The sequence below is a fragment of the Arthrobacter sp. TJ-266 genome, assembly GCF_058269115.1.
Window position 1 is genome coordinate 412,718 of record NZ_JBZCNC010000004.1, and the last position, 17,877, is coordinate 430,594.

Consider the following 17,877-nt stretch of genomic DNA (forward strand, 5'->3'; position numbering starts at 1 on the left):
CAGCGCTGGTGAATGTCAAGTGAATGATGGGTGAACGGTAGGGTGGGGCAACAGTCTTCAGAGCCCGAAGGGGTGCCCGGCGGATCCCGGGGTCGCGATCGTGAGGAGCAGCCATGTCCGGAGTGCCAGTCCGCGTGGCCGGACGCGCCGTCGTCGTACTCGGACACCTCGCCGTCTACACCCTGATCTGGGCCGGGCTCGCGATGCTCACGGCCGGTCTCGGTATCCGCTACTTCTGGGGCGAGATCTCGGTGACCCAGATGCGCCTGAACCTCGTGTCCGTCGAGACCGACGGCGGCGGCGGCACCCTCGTCTGGCTGGGCATCCTCGGCGTGGGCGTCGCGCCCCTTCTCCTGACCGGGGGCATCGCACTCTGGCAGCTGCACCGGCGTCGTGCGGGTCGCCACGCTGTGAAGCCCGAGTCAGCTCCGCGGAGGCGCCGCTCGCCGTGGATCATGCGCACCGTCTCCACCGCCCTGGTGGGCACACTGGTGATCGCGGGATCCACCGCGTTCGTGAGCACCGTGGGCGTCCGCGACTACGTGGCCGCCGCGGATTCCGAGTACGCGATCGGTGACTACTACGCCGCCCCGACCGTCACGAGCGCAGAGAACAAGCGCAACCTCGTGGTCGTCTACCTGGAATCGGGCGAGGAGACCCTCGCCAATGACGAGTTCTTCGAGAAGGATGCCTTCGCCGCCCTCAAGGACGTCACCCAGGAAGCCGACGGCTGGCAGAGCATCGACGGTTTCGAGCAGTACCGCGGCGGCGGCTGGACCATGTCCGGCCTCGTGAGCACCCAGTGCGGCATCCCGCTGAAGGGCTCCGGCCCGGTGGCGGACAGCACCGCTCCCTCGGAATCGGGCGACGACGTCGAGACCTACCTCGGCGGGGTGACCTGCCTCGGTGACGTGCTGGCCGACCACGGCTACACGAACGTGTTCCTGGGCGGGGCGAACGGCTCCTTCGCCGCGAAGGACACCTTCCTCGCGACGCACGGCTACTCGACGACGAAGGACCTCACGGACTGGCGGCTGGCCGGCGAAGCGCCCACGAGCTTCCGCAGCGACTGGGGCCTGAGCGACGAACGCCTGCTGGCCAACGCGAAGACCGAGGTGGATGCGCTGCACGCCGAGGCCGAGCGGACGGGCACGCCGTTCAACCTCTCGGTGCTGACCCTCGACACCCACGAGCCCGTGCACGTGTACGACTACTGCGGCGTGGACACCAGCAACGAGGTCACCTCGGTGTTCTCCTGCTCCATGGACCTCGTGGCGGACTTCGTCCAGCACCTCGAGGATCAGGGCTACCTCGAGGACACGGCGGTGGCGATCATGGGAGACCACCTCAAGCACATGAACGCCGGCGACGCCTTCCAGGAGCAGCTGGCGGACCACCCGAACCGGACGATCTTCAACCGGCTGTGGGTCCCGGGGACTCAAGGTCCGCTCCGCTCCGGGGCCGACCAGCTGAGCATGTACCCGACGCTGCTGGAGGCCGCGGGCTTCACCCTGGCCGACCGGGAGGCGGGGCTCGGCGTCTCCGCGTTTGCCTCGACCCTGCCGGCGCGGTCGGCGCAGACGTTGGAGCCGGACGTCTACGGCGAGCTCCTCGACTCGCACTCGTCGGAGTTCTACGAGGGCGCCTGGGGCACCACCACCGCCGACTGACGGGTGCCTCCGCGTTGCGCCTAGGCTTGCTGCGAAGCCGTACCCCGCCACGAGGAGAGCCATGACCTACGAACTGCGCACCTACATCGCCGCCCCCGGCAAGCTCGACGCCCTGCTCGAGCGGTTCCGCTCCCTCACGCTCGACCTGTTCGCCGAGCACGGGATCAGGAGCCTCGGCTACTGGACGCCCGTGGGCTCGAACGACACCCTGGTCTACCTCGTGCAGCACGACGGCGATCCGAAGGCCAACTGGACGGCGTTCGGCAGCGACCAGCGGTGGATCGACGGGAAGGCCGCCTCCGAGGTGGACGGACCTCTCTCGACGTCGATCGAGTCCGTGATGCTCGAGGCCACGGACCTATACCCGGTGGCAGAGCCCCGTTAGTCACCTGCATCCCTGTTGGTCGATGTGCCTGCTTCGATGTGGGGCCAGCTCAAGGAGGAACGGCCTCCTGATGCTCCATGTGCCACCCTTGACCGCTACCGCGACATGAACTGAGAGGTTGTTCCACCGTGACAATCTGGGGAATTCACAACGATGCTCTGGCGACCGAACTCGTCGAAAAGGGGTTCATCAGTATCGGTTGGGACGCGATACGCGACATCCGCGGCGTGGGCGCGGACCGGGACGCCCTGAAATTGGCGCTTCAAACCGCCTATCCGGAGGCGAAGGCTGGCGCGATCCCGGTTTGGGCGGGCATTCTGTTGCGCTTTGCCTTCGAGATGAAGCTCGGCGACATCGTCATAGCTCCGCAGAAGGCCGACAGCACTCTCAACTTCGGAGTCATTACGGGCGAGTACTCGTACGACCCCGACGTTACGCCTCATGCTCACCGTCGAACCGTGCGCTGGACCCGCACAGGCGTCTCCCGAAGCCTATTCCCGCAAAAGGCGCTCTATGAGATCGGATCAGCAATGACGCTGTTCCGGGTGAAGAGCAACGCAACCGTTTTTGAACAGTTCCTGTCCGCACCAACACAAGAATCCTTCGTTGCCGCCGCCGACCGAATGCCGGCGGAGGCGGTGGAGGACTGGGCCGAGGAAGAACCTAGCGCGACGCGGCTTGACCAGTTCACCCACGATTTCGTTTTGAAGACTCTACTGACCGACCTGTCACACGAGGAGTTCGAGTACTTCACCGCTGATCTGCTGCGGGCGATGGGCTATCAGGCGCGCGTGACTCCGTACTCCGCCGATGGAGGCATCGACGTCATTGCTCACAAAGATCCGTTGGGCCTCGAGCCGCCGGTCATCAAAGTCCAGTGCAAACACACAGGCGTGCAGCAATCGAGGCCGGATATCCAACGACTTGCGGGGACCCTTGCACCGGGTGAGCTGGCCTTGTTCGTTTGTCTGGGCGGCTTCAGCCGAGAGGCGCTTGGCTATGAGCGTGAGAGGCAGAATCTGCGCTTGCTCACCGGCTCCGAAGTGGTGTCGCTTACTCTCAACCACTACGAACGACTCGACACGAAGTGGCGCTCACGCATGCCGCTTCGGCAGATCTACGTCGTTGACCGCACGACGGAAGGCCGCTGAAGGAGTACACGCTCCTGAACCGCCCGATCCACGTCATCACTTCGCTTGGTGAAGGATGCCCGGCACCCTTGAAGGTGCCGGGCATCGTTCGTCGTGACGACGGCGGGCGTGAACCGTCCCACTTCACGGGTCCACTAGGTGGGAATGCGCGCACATTCCCACGTAGAGGACCAGCAAAGTGGGATGAACCGGTCCCTCGCGACGTGAGGCCGGGGCAAGCGACGCGAAGGGCAAGAAATCACGAACGCCCCGCCGCAGACAGGCCGCCGTACGCCGGTCCGCTGAAGCGGCGTGCGGATTACTCCGGACGCGCGAGGGGCGGAGGGGTCGTCGTCGGGCGATCGCCGAACGCAGGGACCGCGGGAGGGGCGTCCTGACCCGAGAAGAGCCTCCGCTTCGGGTTCTCGCTCTTCTCGACCTCGGCGAAGACCGCCATGTCGCGCACGTTCTTCTGCACGGTGATGGCGCCGAAGAGGGACATCAGCATCGCCAGCCCGTAGAAGCCCTTCTCGGACAGCAGCATGTCCGCGTTCCAGAGGCCGATGACCAGGAGTGACAGGGCCGCGACGACGGAGAACCACGCCACGCCGTAGTAGATGTTCGTGACCGGGATGTCCTCCGCGCGGTCACGGATGGTCTTCTGGATGGAGATCACCGCGAACAGCCCGAAGAGGAGCAGCGTGAAGTAGTAGCCCTTCTCGTTGAACTCCATCGACGCGTTCCACAGGCCGATCAGGTAGGACGACACCCCCACGAGCAGCGCGACCCAGCTCGCGCCGATGAAGGCGCCCGTCGGTTTCTGCGGTACGAGCTTCGACTCGGCCATGTGTTTCCCCCTTGAAAGGTCGAGCAGGTGCTCGATGTGTCCTGGATGTGCACTCTATAGGCGATGCCCGGCACCTCGAGAGGTACCGGGCATCGTGGCGTATGCCGAGAGGGCTCAGCCGGTCGTCACGTCTCCGCTCCGACGCCGCCTGGCCAGCAGGAGGAGCCCGCCGATCAGCGCCAGCAGGATGCCGAGCCCGGCGATCATCAGCACGTTCGTGCCGGTGTAGGCGAGGTCGCCGTCCGAGGCGAAGAAGCCGTCGTCGTCGTACCCGCCGCCGTTACCGGAGCCACCGTTACCGGCGCCGTCGTCGGAGCCGCCGCCGGTACCGTCACCAGCACCGTCATCCCCAGGGTCACCCGGGGAGGGCGAGGGCGAGGGGGAAGGCGAGGGGGTGGGGGTAGGGGTAGGCGTCGGCGTCGGCGTCGGCGTCGGGGTCGGGTCGACGACGGCTCCGTCGCCGACGGCCGCACGGCCCACCGACGCCGGTGCCACCGGGCTGAACTGCTCGAAGTACTCGACGGCGGCGATCAGGTCGATCTGCCCCGAGTCCGCCGGGTTCGCTCCCTCGGTGAAGACCGTGAAGCCGTCGCCCCCGCCCGCGAGGAACGAGTTCGTGGTCACGCGGAACACCTGGTCGTCCGTGATGCGCACGCCCTCGAAGCTCATCGACGTGACGCGCTCCCCCAGCGGCGCATCCGTGAGGTACGTGTAGCCGAAGCCCTCCGAGACGCCGAGGTGCAGCTTGTCCGCGGGGTCCGCTGAGCGCCACTGCTGCTCCAGGAGCTGCTTCAGCTGGGCACCGGTGAGGTCGAGCGTGAAGAGCGTGTTGCCGAACGGCTGCACCGCCGCCACCTCGGCGTAGGTGATCGCTCCGCCGTCGTCCCCGAAGAGGAGGTCCGCGCGGACACCGCCCGGGTTCATGAACGCGATCTGCGCGGGCTCGCCGCCGAACTCCGCGTTCGACGTCGCCTCCAGCTGGATGTCCGCGATCAGGTTCGAGAGCGAGGACTCCGTGGCGCGATTCGGACCGCGGGTGATGTCCGCCGTGATGCTGCCGACCTGGACGGCGCCCTCGACGTCGGCCTTGGCCTTCGCCTCGGCGACGATCGCCGCGACCTCCGGATCCGCCGGGTACAGGGCCACGTTGCCCTCACCGGTCAGGGGCAGGAGGGCGGACTCGACGGCGACGACGTCGCCGGTCTCCCGGTCCACGCGCACCTGCAACTGGTCCAGGAGGGTGCCGTACTGGCCGGCCTGCAGCACCGGACGCTCGCGGTTCCCGAGCCCCTCGACGGGGAACGAGCAGTTGTACGCCTGGTGGGTGTGCCCGGAGAAGATGGCGTCGATCCCCGCGGAGGCACCCCGCACGAGCTCACCGTACGGCGAGTCCTCCGCGGCGATCGTGGCGCAGTCGGTGCTGCCCGAGCCGTCGTGCGCGAGGAGCACCACGACGTCGGCCTCGCCGTTGCCCTCGAAGCCGTCGCGCAGCTGGCCGGCCACGCGATTGGCGGCCTGGAGCTGGTTGCCGAACCGGAGCCCCTGGATACCGGCCGGGGAGACGAGCGTCGGTGTGGCCTCGGTGACGGTGCCGATGAAGCCCACACGGACGCCGTCGACCTCCTGGACGGAGTACTCGTCGAGCACGGGCTCACCCGTGGCCGCGCTATACACGTTCGCCCCGAGGCCGAACTGCGTTCCGCCGTAGCGCGGCAGCACGCGGTCCGTGAGATCCGCGAAGCCGCGGTCGAACTCGTGGTTGCCCACCGCGGAGACGTCGAGACCGGCGGCGACGAGCGCGTCGATCGTGGGGTTGTCCTGCTGCGAGAAGGACGTGAAGGTCGAGGCGCCGATGCTGTCTCCCGCGGAGACGAAGAGCGTGTTCGGATTCTCGGCCGTGAGGGTGTCCACCGCGCCGGCGATCACCGCAGCGCCGGCTTCGGCCCGGTTGGGCTCGAGCCGCCCGTGGAAGTCGTTGATGCCGAGCACCTGCACCGTGGTGGTGTCCGCGGTGATGTCGAAGAGCGTGGTGGTGCCGGAGACCTCGTTGCCGACGGCGATCATCGGCTTGCCCGTGGGTGAGCCCGCCGCGGGAATGAAGGTGAGGCCCTCGGGCCCGAGGTCGCCCGCGGCCGCGAGGTCCCCGCCGTCCTCCACGGACTGGGAGAAGTCGCGGTTGTTCACATAGGTGACGAAGGTGCTGGCGGCGGGGTCCGTGATGTCGTAGACGGCGATGCCGCCCACGCGCTCGAGTCCGATGAAGGCGTACGTCCGGCCCTCCACCTCGCCGATGGCGAGGTTCTCCGGCTCGGGGCCCTTGTCGTCGCTGCGGCCCTCGAGGTTGGACTCGGAGTGGTTGGAGTTGAAGAAGCCGGGGTTGGCGGCGTGGGTGATCTCCTCGAGGTCGTCACCCGAATCGAACACCTGGGTGCCGCCGGTGGTCCACACGGAGAAGGAGCGGCTGCCGAACGCGAACAGCTCGTCGTAGCAGCCCTCCGCGGTGAGGCCGCTGGCGGTGCTGATGTTCAGGCGGCCGAGGTCGGCATCGCCGGTCAGTCCTGCGAGCGAGCTCGTCGCGCAGAGCGGCGCGAGGCCGTCCTCGCCGAGGTCCTTGACGCGCGCCGGCTCGACGTACTCTCCCCACTCGCGGGCGTCGCCCTCGTTGGCGGTGACGAGGTACGTCTCGCCGTCGCCGGCGGTGTAGGCGTTCAGCCCGTCCGGCATGTACAGGCCCTTGAGGCCCGGGTAGGTGCGGATGTCGAAGGTCGGGGCGTCCTCGGGGTCGCGGTCCGAGGGGTCCAGGCCGTTGCCGGCGAACCCGTGGTCCTTCGCGCCGAGCGGCAGGATGTCCGTCACCGTGGCGGAGGCGAGGTCGACGACGGCGACGGCATTCGCCTCCTGCAGCGCGGCGTAGGCTGTGCCGCCGTCGATCGCGATGTACTCGGGCTCGAGGTTCTCGGAGACCGGGTGCGCGGACCCGGCGATGCCCGCGAACACGCGGACGCCGTCGGGCAGGGGCAGCGTGCCGCCGTTCTCCGGGGCCTCGAAGGCACCGAACCCGGCGGTGCGGACGGCGGTCTGAGCGGGCGCCGCGACGGTCGCGGGGAGTGCGACGACGCTCACGGACCCCTCGGGGTCCACGGTGTAGTTCTCGCTCGGCTCGCCCTCGTTGGCGACCACGGCCGTGGTGCCGTCCGCGGAGATGCTGACCATGTCCGGCAGCGCGCCGACCGTCACGGAGCCGAGGACGGCGCCGTCACCCGCGGCGTCGAAGAAAAGGAGCGTCCCAGGATCGGTCTTCACGGGCGCTTCGAGCGCCACGACGCCGAGGCCGTCCGCGCGGATGTCCACGGAGTTCGCGACGCCCTGTCCCTGGATGCCGAAGAGTCGCGCGGGCGCAGTGGGGTCGGCGACGTCGAGCACGTCCACCAGCCCGAGCTGCGCGTTGACCACGAACATGCGCTTCGACGCGGCGTGGTACGCCACGATCTCCGCGGCCGACTCGTCGAACACACCCGTCTCGAAGGAGCCGACCGGCGCGAGCGTCAGCGCGGCGTCCTCGCTCGAGTAGGTGCTGGGCGCGGGCACGACGGCGGCGCTTGCTGGGAGTGCCAGGAGGCAGGTGCCGGTGACGGCCACCGCCGCGAGGGCGCTCGTGAGGCTGCGGAAGGGGCGGGACGGAGCCATGGTTCTCCCAGATCGGGGTACGGGTTCCTCCCTGTGTACAAACCCGACGCGGCCTACGGGTGAACGGACGGCGCCGCCCAGGTGACGCTCATGGAACTGTCAGGGGCGCCGTACGCGCCGATCCCTCCACGCCCCGGTGCACCACAGCGCCCACAGCACCAGCAGCGGCTGGAAGAAGAGGCGGGTCAGGCGCGCGGCGTCGGTATCGAGCCCGAAGGCGCTGACGCCGTCGACGTACTGCGCGATGTTGCCGGGGAAGATGGCCACGAAGAACGCGGCGACCGTCCAGCCCACCACCAGCCGGTACCTGCCGAGAACCAGCAGCGCGGCTCCGAGGAGCAGTTCGACGACGCCGGACGCCACCACCACGAGGTCCGGGTCCAGCGGCAGCCAGGCCGGCACCTGCGCCACGAACTCCTGCCGTGCGACGGTCAGGTGAGCGGTTCCCGCGAACACGAGGAACGCTCCGAGGATCACCCGTCCCACCGTGCGTACCAGACTGTTTCCCGGGCGTCTCATCCGGTGAACCTAACACCGCAGCCCGGCCGACGGCGGTAAAGTCAGGGTGCTGCCGTTCCCAGCCCTATCACCACGAGATCCCTTCCGGGGAGGACGCCGCCCTCGTCAGAGGGGTGCGCCCGCGCGGCGATCAGGGCGACCACGGACGGCAGAGCACCCCGCTGTGAACCATGAAGGAGATCGTCATCACCGCCCGGAACCGCACCAACGTCCGCCTCCGCACCACCCTCGCCCTGCTGGCCGACCACCAGGCAGCAGGCACCGCCGTCACCCCCAGCGAACTGATGGCGCAGGCCGTGGCCGAGGTGCCCTTCGACGCCACCGAGGCGGAGCTGCTCTCCGGCGGGATCCCCCGCGGCTACAAGGCCCTGACCACGGCCACCTCGAAGCTCGTGAAGGCCGGCTGGCTCGTCAAGGGCCGTGCTGGGTGGACGGCCACCGAGGAGGGCGTCCGAGCGGTGCGCGCATTCGACGACGCCGACCAGTTCGTCAATGCCATGCTCAGCGGTGCTCCGATCCCGGACCACGCCGAGGCACCCGTGCACGCCCCGCCATCCCCCGAGCAGCTCGGTGAGGAGTCGACGGACTCGGCCGAGGCGCAGTCCTCCGACGCACCGGCGTCTACCGCGCCTGCTGCATCGGTGCTCTCGGACTCCTCCGACTCCTCCGCTCCCGAGGACCCGACGCCGCCGGACGTCACCCCGACCATCGAGGCTCCCGAACTCGAGGACGCCGCGTCCGGCTCCGGATCGGGGAGCTCGGACGCATGGCATGACCAGCCCCAGTCCGTGGCGCTCTCCGGCGATTTCGACCCCCTGTTCGGCGAGGCGGGCCACTGGAGTCTCGACCGGCGGGAACTGCAGCTCGACTACGACTCCGCTGCCAACACCTGGGCCCGGACCCTGCAGCTGCCTGCCGGTACGTACCAGTACAAGATCGTGGTCAACAGCTCGTGGGAGGAGAACTACGGCCGGTACGGCGAGCGCGACGGCGCCAACCACGAGCTGCACCTGCTCTCCGACACCGCGGTGACCTTCCGGTTCGACTACGGCACGAAGGACGTCGCCACCTCCTAGCCGGGATGTCCGACCGCCCGACGGCCCCGTCTGCTGCACGCGCGGCGGGCGGGGCCGTCGTCCTTCCTGTCCGCTCGCCGGTGTTGCGTCGGCCGACAACCAGGTGAACCGACACGCCTGGCCTCTACCCGAGGACGGCGTTGGCGATGAACAGCAACGGGATGGACCCCGCCCACACCGCCGTGGTGATACCCGACCAACCCCTCAGGGCCGCCGTGCCCTCGAGACCCGCGAATCGCGTGACCACCCAGAAGTAGGAATCGTTGAAGTAGCTGAACACCATGGATCCGGCGGTGCAGGCCATGGCGGCGACGATCGGGTCGATGCCGAGTGACCCGACAAGCGGCGCCGTGACCGAAGCCGCCGTGATCATCGCGACGGTGCCGGAGCCCTGGGCGATCCGCACCAGTGTGGCGATGAGGAACGGGACCAGGAACGCGGGCAGGGGCGTCGCAGCGATGGCCTCCGCGAGAGCGTCTCCCACACCCGAGCTGCGCAGCACCTGCCCGAGCGCTCCGCCCGCCCCCGTGATGAGGAGGATCAGCCCGGCCGACGCCGCTGCGTCCGCGAACCAGCCCTGCACCTTGGTGCGCGGGGTCCAGCGCGGCAGGAGCGTGTAGACGGCGAGGATCACGCCGATGACCAGGGCCACCACGGGGTTTCCGACGAACGCGAGGGGCGCTGCCCACGCGGACGGCTCGTACTCCCCTGCCGCTGCGCCGACCACACCCTGATTGCTCTGGTCGATCGCGCCACTGACCGTGTTGAGGATGATCAGCACCAGCGGCACGAGGAGGGGCAGCGACGCGACGAACGCGCCGACCTTGTGGGGCTTCGCGCCCGGAGGTGGCGTGCCGAGGTCCACGGAGGGATCGGCGGGGAGGTCGACGGCGTCGTCGTCGTGCACCGACCCGTCGGGTCCCGCCTGCGCGTGCGCTCCGTCCAGGGGGCGATCCGCCACGGCGCTTCCGCTGCGGCCCCGGGCGGCGACGCCGCCGTACACGGCCTCGCGCACCTCCTGGGACATCGACGATTCCAGCTTCGGCCCCATCCACTTGGCGTAGACCACCACGACGGGCAGGAGGATCACCGTGAACACGAGGCCCGCGAGGATGAGCGCGCCGAGGTCCGCACCGAGGATCCCCGCGACCGCGAGAGGCCCCGGCGTGGGAGGCACGAGGTGGTGGGTGAGCGTCATGCCGCAGCCGAGCGCGAGGGCGAGGGTAATGTACCCGGCGCGCTTGACCCGGGCGATGGAGCGGGCGAGCGGGTTCATGATCACGTAGCCCGAGTCGCAGAACACCGGGATGGAGACGAGCGCCCCGACGCTGCCGAGCGCCCACGGCTCGCGCCCCTTGCCGAAGAGCTTCAGGAACGCGAGCGCGAGGGCGTTGGCGGCGCCCGAGACCTCGAGGATCTTGCCGATCCCCACGCCGAGCCCGATCACGATCCCGATGGACGCGAGCGTGTTCCCGAAGCCCGTGGTGATCGAGGAGACGATGTCCAGCGGCGCCTGACCCGCGACGAGTCCCGTCACGAGCGCGGCGATCAGGAGTGCGACGAACGCATCCAGCCGGGTCTTCAGGACCAGCACCACGATGGTGGCGATACCCAGGACCAGTGCGAGCAACAGTTGTATGTCCACGGTGACGTACTCCTCGATGACGGCCGGGCCTCGTTGCCCGGGCTCGATGTGTCAGGACCGGCGGCCGCCTCGACCGTCAGTGTGCTGTGGGTCACAGTAGCACCGCGGCATCCGCGCCTGGAGGGCAACCTTCGCTCAGCGTTGTCCAAGGTCTGCCTGTGGAATGCGGGTCGCGCCCGATCGTGCGGACAGGATGACATGCAGGCGACGGAAGAGGCACGGGACGTGGGATCGATCGACAGGGAGTGGGTTCGGGAGAACCGGCACGCGGCCGACGGCGTGCGGCGATCACCCTCCGGACGAGTGCCGCGGTGGGCCATCGACGAGGCCCTGGGCAAGCAGGTCGTCCCCACCGCGTGGCGCCCCCCGACGGCGGCCAGTCGCCGTAGCAGGCGTGACCGACGGCGCCTCCGTGTGGGTACCGTCGGCGTGCTCGCCCTCGTCGCGTTCCTCTACTCGTCGCCCTCGCTCTTCTCGCACGTCGTGGTGCCCGCCGCGGCACCGTACCTCCCGGGAGCAGATGTCCCCCCGCGCGGCGTCGAGGCAGCCGACGCTCCCCTCGGGCTCCCGCCGGTTGCGCCTGCGTCGGACGCCTACAGGTTCCACGCGTCACCCGTCGGGGACCAGGACAAGATCGCCTACGACCCCTGCCGACCCGTTCACTACGTGGTGCGGCCCGACGGCGCGCCGATGGGCTCCGAGGGACTCATCGAGCAGGCTGTCGCAGAGGTCTCGGCTGCCACGGGCCTCCACTTCATCGCGGACGGAGCAACGGCGGAGGGCCCGAGCGTGGAGCGCGATCTGTACCAGCCGGACGTGTACGGGAGGAGGTGGGTACCGGTCCTGGTGACATGGTCGAGCCCGTCCGAAGTACCCGAACTCGCGGGCGACGTCATCGGGCTCGGAGGGAGTGACTACGCCCAGGCGCCTGGCCAGCCGCTCGTGTACGTGGGCGGGCAGGTCCACCTCGACGCCGCGGACGCCACGGACGTCCTGGCGTTCCCCGAGGGCCGGGACCACGTCCGGGCGACGATCATGCACGAACTCGCCCACGTCGTCGGACTCGACCACGTCGACGACCCGGCGCAGCTCATGCACGCCGAGAACACCGGAGTCGTGTCCTTCAACGACGGTGACCGTGCGGGCCTCGCTCAACTCGGCGCCGGTCCCTGCGCACCGGGGCTGTGAACTCGCCGTGTCAAGAGTTCGGGAACAGACCCTCGATCCGGCGTACCGAAGCTCCCTCGCACGCCGGTAGATTTATCCGATGAGCAATGACGCCGCCCCGATCCTCCGCCCGTTCAACCCGGACGGCGGTGATGATCAGCCCGCCGAGGCGCTCGAGGCGATGATCGCCCAGATCGAGGCGGAAGTCGCAGAGCTCCAGTTCGACCGCTTCCGGAACAACGACGCCGTGGCGCTCGGGCAGCTCCTCGTGCAGCTCGGGGTGGGGCGCAACCTGCCGATCGCGATCGGCATCAGCACACCGGATCACCTGCTGTTCCGCGCAGCGCTCAACGGCGCCACCCCGGACAACGACCACTGGCTCGCGGCGAAGAGCCGCACCGCGCTGCGCTACCGTGCGCCGTCCCTGCTCGTGGGACTCCGGGCGCGGCGCGGCGGTGGCCGGTTCGAGGACAACCCGCTGATCGACCTGACCACGCACGCAGCCCACGGCGGGTCCTTTCCGCTCTTCATCAGGGGTGTCGGCGCGGTGGGCACGGTGACGGTGTCGGGGCTGCCGCAACTCGACGACCACCGGCTGGTGGTCGAGGCCCTTCGCACCTTCCACGCCGCGGACGGCCTCTAGGCCGAGCGGACGACGGCGGTCCGTCAGGTGCGGCAGCGCCGTCGTCCTTCGGTCACAGCGCCGCGTCGATGGCCTCCGCGATGGGCGTGGGGCCGCTGTTGAACCGGATCGTCTTGTCCACGGTGCCGAGATCGGCGAGGACCACCGCGGCGACGTGCGCCACGTCCTCGCGCGGCACGGAATCCTGCTGCGGTTCGTCACCGACCTCGATCCGCCCGGTGCCGGGCTCGGTGGTCAGCCCTCCGGGTCCGAGGATGGTCCAGGCGAGCTTCGAGGCGCGCAGGTGCTCGTCCGCTGCGGCCTTGGCCTCCGCGTAGTGGAAGAACGCGTTGTCCTCGAGCACCCCGTGATCCGTCCGCGAGCCGATGTAGGACACCATGACGTAGCGGCCCACCGAGGCGAGCTCCGCGGCGTCCATCGAGTGGATCGCGGCGTCGCGGTCGATCGCGTAGGTGGCCTCGGGACTGCCGCCGCCCGCGCCGGCGGACCAGACCACGGCGTCGTGCCCGCGGAAGAGGTCCGCCATCTCGTCGACCGACAGCGAGGACACGTCCGCCACCACGGCCGTGCCGCCGATCTTCTCGACGTCGCCCGCGTGGTCGGGGTTCCGGAACACGGAACTCACGTGGTGGCCCTGGCCGGTCAGGAGCTCGGTGAGGTGCAGCGCTACTCTGCCGTGCCCGCCGATGATGGCTACGCGTGACATGGGATCTCCTTCGAATCGGTGGTCGGTTCCCCTTCGACGCTAGACCTCGTCACCGACGGAGCGCCACCGCCCGCAGTGGGTTCAGCCGCTGGCGGAGGCCTGCTACGACGCGTCGATGGGCAGCAGCAGGTCCTTGACCGCCGGATCGGTGCGGAGGAACTCCTGCACTGCCGGGTCGGCGAAGGCCTCGGTGAGCTTCCTGATGTTGTCCGTGTCGAGGTAGTCGGTGCCGACGGTCAACTGCGAGGCGAACTCGTCCGGCGCCGCGGGAGCGAAGATCTGCTGTTCGAGCGGAACCTTGGCCGCGGTGTAGTACTCGGTGTATCCGACGGCTGCGTCGAGGTCCGGCAGAGCACGCGACTGCGCCCCGAAGTCGAGCAGCGTGAAGGAGAGGTTCTTCGGGTTGGACTCGATATCCTCCTGCGTGGCCGTCCATTTGTCCACACCGTCCTTCAGGGTGATGAGGCCGGCACGCTCAAGCAGCCAGAGCCCCTGGGCCTCGTTGGCGGGATCCGAGTACAGCGAGATGGTGCCGCCGTCGGGGATCTGGTCCACGCTCGTGTACTTGTCCGACCAGATGCCGAAACCCCAACGGAACACCGGTGCCACGGCGGTCTCGCGGAAGTCCGGGTTCGCTTCGAGGACCTGCCCGAGCCACAGTTCGTGCTGGTAGATCGTGGCTGCGACCTCTCCCTCACTCACGGCGCGGTTGATCGTGTTGCTGTCGCTGAGTCCTCGGAACTCGATGTCGATGCCGTACTCCGGTGCCACCTCTCGGTCGATGAACTCGATGAGCGCCTGCTCCGCATGGTTGCCCTCGGCCGTGGCCACGAGGAGGGTGGCGCCCTCCGTCTCGGCCGCGGATTCCGCAGGATTCAGGAGCGGGACGGCGATGAAGGCGCCCGCGGCGAGCACGGCAACGGCTCCTCCCGCGATCCACGGCGCCCGGCGCCGCCGTCGGAGCGTGAAGCCGTGACCGGCCGCGGGAACCGGTGCGACGGGGGTGTCGGAAGGGGTCGTGGCGGGAGTGTTGGACGAAGTGTTCTCGGTCATGATGAAGGCCTTTCTGGGCACGCCGAAGGACGCGGTGTCGGGAGGGAGGGGAAAGAGGTGTGCGAGGGACGGGACCGGTGTCAGGCCCGCTGCAGGCGTTGCTGAGGGGTGGTGTGGCGGACGAGCCGATCGCCGGTCACCTGGACGAGTGCCACCGTGACGACGAGGATGACGATCGTCGCGAGCATCACCGTGTTGTCGAAGCGCTGGTAGCCGTAGGTCACGGCGACGTACCCGATGCCCCCGGCGCCGATCGTGCCGGCGATGGCCGAGTACTCGATCATCGCGATCACCTGGATGGTGAGACCGCCGATCACCGCGGGCACGGCCTCGCTGAACTGCGCGGTCCGCATGACCTGGAAGGTCGAGCCTCCCGAGGCGCGGGCCACCTGGATGACGGACGGCGGGACGGACCGCAGGGCGTTCTCGACGATCCGCGAGAAGAAGGCGATACCCGCCAGTGACATCGGCACCACGGCAGCGGCGATACCGATGTTGGTCCCCGTGACGAAGCGTGTGAACGGCACGATCGCCGCCATCAGGATGAGGAAGGGCAGTGACCGGCCGATGCTGATGATCCAGCTGAGCGCGGTATGCACCGCCGGACGTTCGTGGAGTCCGCCCGGCGCGAAGTTGTGGAGCAGTACCCCCAGTGGGGTGCCGAGGACGACGACGACGGCCATGACGATGCCGACCATCGCGACGGTCTCCCCGTAAGCGGGGGCCAGCAGCGCGGGGAGGTCCCCGATGGCCACGTCCGCGCGGGGCAGCACGAGGGCGCTCATGCCACGCTCCCGACGGCCCCGGTGAGGACTCGCTCGGTGGCGCCGGCGGGCACCCTCCGGAGATCCGGCGTGCCGCTCAGGCCGCACCGGGCGAGCGCTGCTGCCACGCGGGCGTCGTCGTCCGTCCCGATGCCCAGGGTGGCGCTGCCGGTGTTGACCCCGTGCACCGTCTCGACGGCTGCACCGAGCAGGTGGACGGCGACCCCGAGCTCTGCCGTGACGCGCTGGATCCAGTCGCCGGGTACGGAGGTGGAGTCGTAGGTGACGAACCATGCGCGGGTTCCGCTCTCGGCACCGGCGTGTCCGCGGCGGGGCTGCAACGACCTCCCGAGCCGGGATTCGTGCGAGGTCAGCAGGTCCACCAGGCAGCCCTGCTCCACGATCCGCCCGTGATCGAGCCGCGCCACGGTGTCCGCGACCTGACGCACCGTGTCCATCTCGTGGGTGATGAGGACGACCGTCAGCTCGAGATCGTCCCGGAGTTCTCGGAGGAGCCCGACGACGGAGCGTGTGGTGTCCGGGTCCAACCCCGACGTGGCTTCGTCGGCGAGCAGGATGCTGGGTCGCAGGGCGAGCGCGCGTGCGATCCCGACCCGCTGCGCCTGGCCGCCCGAGAGCTGGAACGGGTAGTACCCGGCTTTGTCGGCGAGCCCCACGCGGTCCAGCAACTCGTGCACACGGGCCGCCGTCTCCTGCGGTGTCACGCCGAGGAAATCGAGGGGCAGGGCGACGTTCTCGGCGGCCGTGCGCCGGCTCAGCAGACTCGAGGACTGGAAGACGGTGCCGATGCGGCGCCGTGCCTCGCGGAGGTGTTTCTCGGGCAGGCCGGACAGGTCCTCGCCGTTCACCACCACGGACCCCGAGGTGGGACGCTCCAGCAGGTTGATGCACTGGGCGAGGGTGCTCTTGCCCGCACCGCTCGGCCCGACGACGGCCGCGATGCGCCCGGTGGGCACCTCGAAATCGAGTCGGTCGAGAACGGTGACGGCGGTGCCGCCGTGGCCATAGGTCTTGGTCAGGTGTCGTAGAGAGATCATGGGGTTCCTCGGAAAGGGCGGAGTGGATCGATAGAACGGCGCTGGACGGCGGAACCGGGAATCAGTGCCGGAGGTTGACGCAGGACGACGGCGCCGGACGTCGGTTCATGAGCGCGTCAGGGACGCGTCAGGGATGCGTCAGGGGCGGACGGTCTGGAGGCGGTACCGCGCTCCGCGGTGGTCCTCGGGCAGGCGGTCGCCCTTACCGAACAGCTTTTGACGCAGTGTCCCCTCGGCGTACCCCGTGGGATAGGCGCCGCGCCTTTGCAGCTCGGGGATCACGTGCGTGATGACGTCCTCGAAGGAGCCGGGTGTGATGGCGTAGGCGAGGTTGAATCCATCGACGTCGGTCTCGTCGACCCACGCCTGGAGCTCATTGGCCACCTGGGCGCCGGAGCCGACGATCCGCGGTCCGAGCCCTCCGATCCCCGCCCATTCCGCGATGTCGCGGACCGTCCACGGGGCGCCGTCGTCGTTCACCTTCTGGAAGTTCGCAACGGCGGACTGGATGGCGTTCGACTCGACGTTGCCGAGTGGCTCGTCGGGGTCGTAGATGCTGAGATCGATCCCGAGCCAGCCGGACAGCAGGACGAGGGCGCCCTCGTAGCTGACGTACTGCTGGTAGTCGGCGTGCTTCGCCCGGGCCTTCTCCTCGGTCTCGTCGGTGATGATCGTGAGCATCGTGTAGATCCGCACCGCATAGCGATCCCGCCCGGCGGCCTCCACCGCGTCCCGGATACGGGACACGGAGTCCTTGAGGATGGCCTTCGTCGGCGCGCCGACGAACACGGCTTCTGCGTTTCCGGCCGCGAAACGGACACCGCGGGGCGAGGCTCCGGCCTGGTAGATCACCGGGGTCCGCTGCGGGGAGGGCTCACTCAGATGGATGCCGGGAACGGTGAAGTAGGTGCCGTCGTGCCCGATGTCGTGGACCTTGGCGGGGTCGGTGAAGACGCCGGTGGCGCGGTCGCGGACCACGGCGTCGTCCTCCCAGGAACCTTCGAGGAGCTTGTAGAGGACCTCGAGGTACTCGTCGGCGTGGTCGTAACGCTCGTCGTGCTCGAGCTGGTCCTCGTTGCCCATGTTGCGGGCGGCCGAGGGCAGGTAGCCCGTGACGACGTTCCAGCCCACCCGCCCGTTGGTGAGGTGGTCCAGGGTGGAGAGGCGACGGGCGAAGGGGTACGGGTGCTCGTAGGCCGTGCCGGCCGTGACACCGAAGCCGAGGTGGTCGGTCACGAGCGCCATGGCGGAGACGAGCAGGAACGGATCGTTGACGGGCGTCTGCGTGCCCTGCCGGAGCGTCGCCTCGTTGGAGCCGCCGTAGACGTCGTACGTGCCGAGGACGTCCGCGATGAAGATGCCGTCGAACAGACCCTTCTCGAGCGTCTGCGCGAGATCGGCCCAGTACCGCAGGTCCTTGTAGCGCCAGGACTGGTCCTCGGGGTGCCGCCACAGCCCGGGCGACTGGTGGCCCACGCAGTTCATGTCGAAGGCGTTGAAACGGATGTGCCGTGCGGGAGCGGGCAT

General features: G+C 69.1%; 15 protein-coding genes. 6 read left to right on the plus strand and 9 right to left on the minus strand.

What is annotated here, in order from left to right; translation table 11 throughout:
* Window positions 1-113 precede the first annotated feature (113 nt).
* The 3 genes from AC4D12_RS13575 (at window position 114) to AC4D12_RS13585 (ending at window position 3,206) form a co-directional block, all read left to right on the plus strand.
* Window positions 114-1,670 carry a sulfatase-like hydrolase/transferase gene (locus tag AC4D12_RS13575; protein ID WP_490950463.1) on the plus strand — a complete coding sequence of 519 codons (1,557 nt, stop codon included), beginning with the start codon at window positions 114-116 and terminating at the stop codon, window positions 1,668-1,670.
* Between the two features lie 61 nt (window positions 1,671-1,731).
* The gene (locus AC4D12_RS13580; RefSeq protein ID WP_490950464.1) at window positions 1,732-2,055 is read left to right on the plus strand and encodes an NIPSNAP family protein; all 324 of its coding nucleotides are present in this window, start codon (window positions 1,732-1,734) and stop codon (window positions 2,053-2,055) included.
* Window positions 2,056-2,183: 128 nt separating this feature from the next.
* Window positions 2,184-3,206: a restriction endonuclease gene (locus AC4D12_RS13585; RefSeq protein ID WP_490950465.1), complete on the plus strand. Its 1,023-nt coding sequence runs from the start codon at window positions 2,184-2,186 to the stop codon at window positions 3,204-3,206.
* A 298-nt stretch (window positions 3,207-3,504) separates the two neighbouring features.
* On the opposite strand, the gene yiaA is transcribed toward AC4D12_RS13585, so the two are convergent.
* The 3 genes from yiaA to AC4D12_RS13600 all read right to left on the minus strand — a co-directional run bounded on the left by yiaA (window position 3,505) and on the right by AC4D12_RS13600 (window position 8,238).
* Window positions 3,505-4,032, minus strand: coding sequence for an inner membrane protein YiaA (gene yiaA, locus AC4D12_RS13590; RefSeq protein WP_490950466.1), 528 nt, complete (start codon window positions 4,030-4,032; stop codon window positions 3,505-3,507).
* Between the two features lie 114 nt (window positions 4,033-4,146).
* Window positions 4,147-7,719: a choice-of-anchor I family protein gene (locus AC4D12_RS13595; RefSeq protein WP_490950467.1), complete on the minus strand. Its 3,573-nt coding sequence runs from the start codon at window positions 7,717-7,719 to the stop codon at window positions 4,147-4,149.
* 99 nt (window positions 7,720-7,818) lie between these two features.
* A complete protein-coding gene (locus tag AC4D12_RS13600; RefSeq protein WP_490950468.1) occupies window positions 7,819-8,238 on the minus strand; it encodes a DoxX family protein in 420 nt (139 codons plus the stop codon).
* Window positions 8,239-8,408: 170 nt separating this feature from the next.
* On the opposite strand from AC4D12_RS13600, the gene AC4D12_RS13605 reads away from it, so the two are divergent.
* Window positions 8,409-9,314, plus strand: a complete 906-nt coding sequence (locus AC4D12_RS13605) for a pullulanase X25 domain-containing protein (RefSeq protein WP_490950469.1) — start codon at window positions 8,409-8,411, stop codon at window positions 9,312-9,314.
* A gap of 124 nt (window positions 9,315-9,438) precedes the next feature.
* Here the strand turns inward: AC4D12_RS13605 and AC4D12_RS13610 are convergent, their stop codons facing one another.
* Window positions 9,439-10,959, minus strand: a complete 1,521-nt coding sequence (locus AC4D12_RS13610; RefSeq protein WP_490950470.1) for a GntP family permease — start codon at window positions 10,957-10,959, stop codon at window positions 9,439-9,441.
* A 198-nt stretch (window positions 10,960-11,157) separates the two neighbouring features.
* Here AC4D12_RS13610 and AC4D12_RS13615 point away from each other — a divergent pair, with 198 nt between their 5' ends.
* Window positions 11,158-12,147 carry a matrixin family metalloprotease gene (locus tag AC4D12_RS13615; protein WP_490950471.1) on the plus strand — a complete coding sequence of 330 codons (990 nt, stop codon included), beginning with the start codon at window positions 11,158-11,160 and terminating at the stop codon, window positions 12,145-12,147.
* A gap of 79 nt (window positions 12,148-12,226) precedes the next feature.
* Entirely contained in the window at window positions 12,227-12,769 is a 543-nt protein-coding gene (locus AC4D12_RS13620; protein ID WP_490950472.1) for a heme-degrading domain-containing protein, read from the plus strand.
* Between the two features lie 52 nt (window positions 12,770-12,821).
* On the opposite strand, the gene AC4D12_RS13625 is transcribed toward AC4D12_RS13620, so the two are convergent.
* The 5 genes from AC4D12_RS13625 to AC4D12_RS13645 all read right to left on the minus strand — a co-directional run bounded on the left by AC4D12_RS13625 (window position 12,822) and on the right by AC4D12_RS13645 (window position 17,877).
* Window positions 12,822-13,475 carry an SDR family oxidoreductase gene (locus tag AC4D12_RS13625; RefSeq protein ID WP_490950473.1) on the minus strand — a complete coding sequence of 218 codons (654 nt, stop codon included), beginning with the start codon at window positions 13,473-13,475 and terminating at the stop codon, window positions 12,822-12,824.
* 102 nt (window positions 13,476-13,577) lie between these two features.
* Entirely contained in the window at window positions 13,578-14,528 is a 951-nt protein-coding gene (locus AC4D12_RS13630; RefSeq protein ID WP_490950474.1) for a MetQ/NlpA family ABC transporter substrate-binding protein, read from the minus strand.
* A gap of 80 nt (window positions 14,529-14,608) precedes the next feature.
* Window positions 14,609-15,313, minus strand: coding sequence for a methionine ABC transporter permease (locus tag AC4D12_RS13635; protein ID WP_490950475.1), 705 nt, complete (start codon window positions 15,311-15,313; stop codon window positions 14,609-14,611).
* Complete coding sequence (locus AC4D12_RS13640; protein ID WP_490950476.1) at window positions 15,310-16,350, minus strand: methionine ABC transporter ATP-binding protein; 1,041 nt, start codon at window positions 16,348-16,350, stop codon at window positions 15,310-15,312. Before AC4D12_RS13640 ends, AC4D12_RS13635 begins: the two co-directional genes overlap by 4 nt.
* Window positions 16,351-16,488: 138 nt before the next feature.
* Window positions 16,489-17,877 carry an LLM class flavin-dependent oxidoreductase gene (locus AC4D12_RS13645; protein ID WP_490950477.1) on the minus strand — a complete coding sequence of 463 codons (1,389 nt, stop codon included), beginning with the start codon at window positions 17,875-17,877 and terminating at the stop codon, window positions 16,489-16,491.

Coding starts and splice junctions, on each gene's coding strand:
- AC4D12_RS13600 (WP_490950468.1), bottom strand. CDS start 8,238: ATGAGACGCCCGGGAAACAGTCTGGTACGCACGGTGGGACGGGTGATC.
- AC4D12_RS13575 (WP_490950463.1), top strand. CDS start 114: ATGTCCGGAGTGCCAGTCCGCGTGGCCGGACGCGCCGTCGTCGTACTC.
- AC4D12_RS13625 (WP_490950473.1), bottom strand. CDS start 13,475: ATGTCACGCGTAGCCATCATCGGCGGGCACGGCAGAGTAGCGCTGCAC.
- AC4D12_RS13595 (WP_490950467.1), bottom strand. CDS start 7,719: ATGGCTCCGTCCCGCCCCTTCCGCAGCCTCACGAGCGCCCTCGCGGCG.
- AC4D12_RS13620 (WP_490950472.1), top strand. CDS start 12,227: ATGAGCAATGACGCCGCCCCGATCCTCCGCCCGTTCAACCCGGACGGC.
- AC4D12_RS13645 (WP_490950477.1), bottom strand. CDS start 17,877: ATGCCCGCTCCCGCACGGCACATCCGTTTCAACGCCTTCGACATGAAC.
- AC4D12_RS13580 (WP_490950464.1), top strand. CDS start 1,732: ATGACCTACGAACTGCGCACCTACATCGCCGCCCCCGGCAAGCTCGAC.
- AC4D12_RS13640 (WP_490950476.1), bottom strand. CDS start 16,350: ATGATCTCTCTACGACACCTGACCAAGACCTATGGCCACGGCGGCACC.
- AC4D12_RS13605 (WP_490950469.1), top strand. CDS start 8,409: ATGAAGGAGATCGTCATCACCGCCCGGAACCGCACCAACGTCCGCCTC.
- yiaA (WP_490950466.1), bottom strand. CDS start 4,032: ATGGCCGAGTCGAAGCTCGTACCGCAGAAACCGACGGGCGCCTTCATC.
- AC4D12_RS13630 (WP_490950474.1), bottom strand. CDS start 14,528: ATGACCGAGAACACTTCGTCCAACACTCCCGCCACGACCCCTTCCGAC.
- AC4D12_RS13615 (WP_490950471.1), top strand. CDS start 11,158: ATGCAGGCGACGGAAGAGGCACGGGACGTGGGATCGATCGACAGGGAG.
- AC4D12_RS13635 (WP_490950475.1), bottom strand. CDS start 15,313: ATGAGCGCCCTCGTGCTGCCCCGCGCGGACGTGGCCATCGGGGACCTC.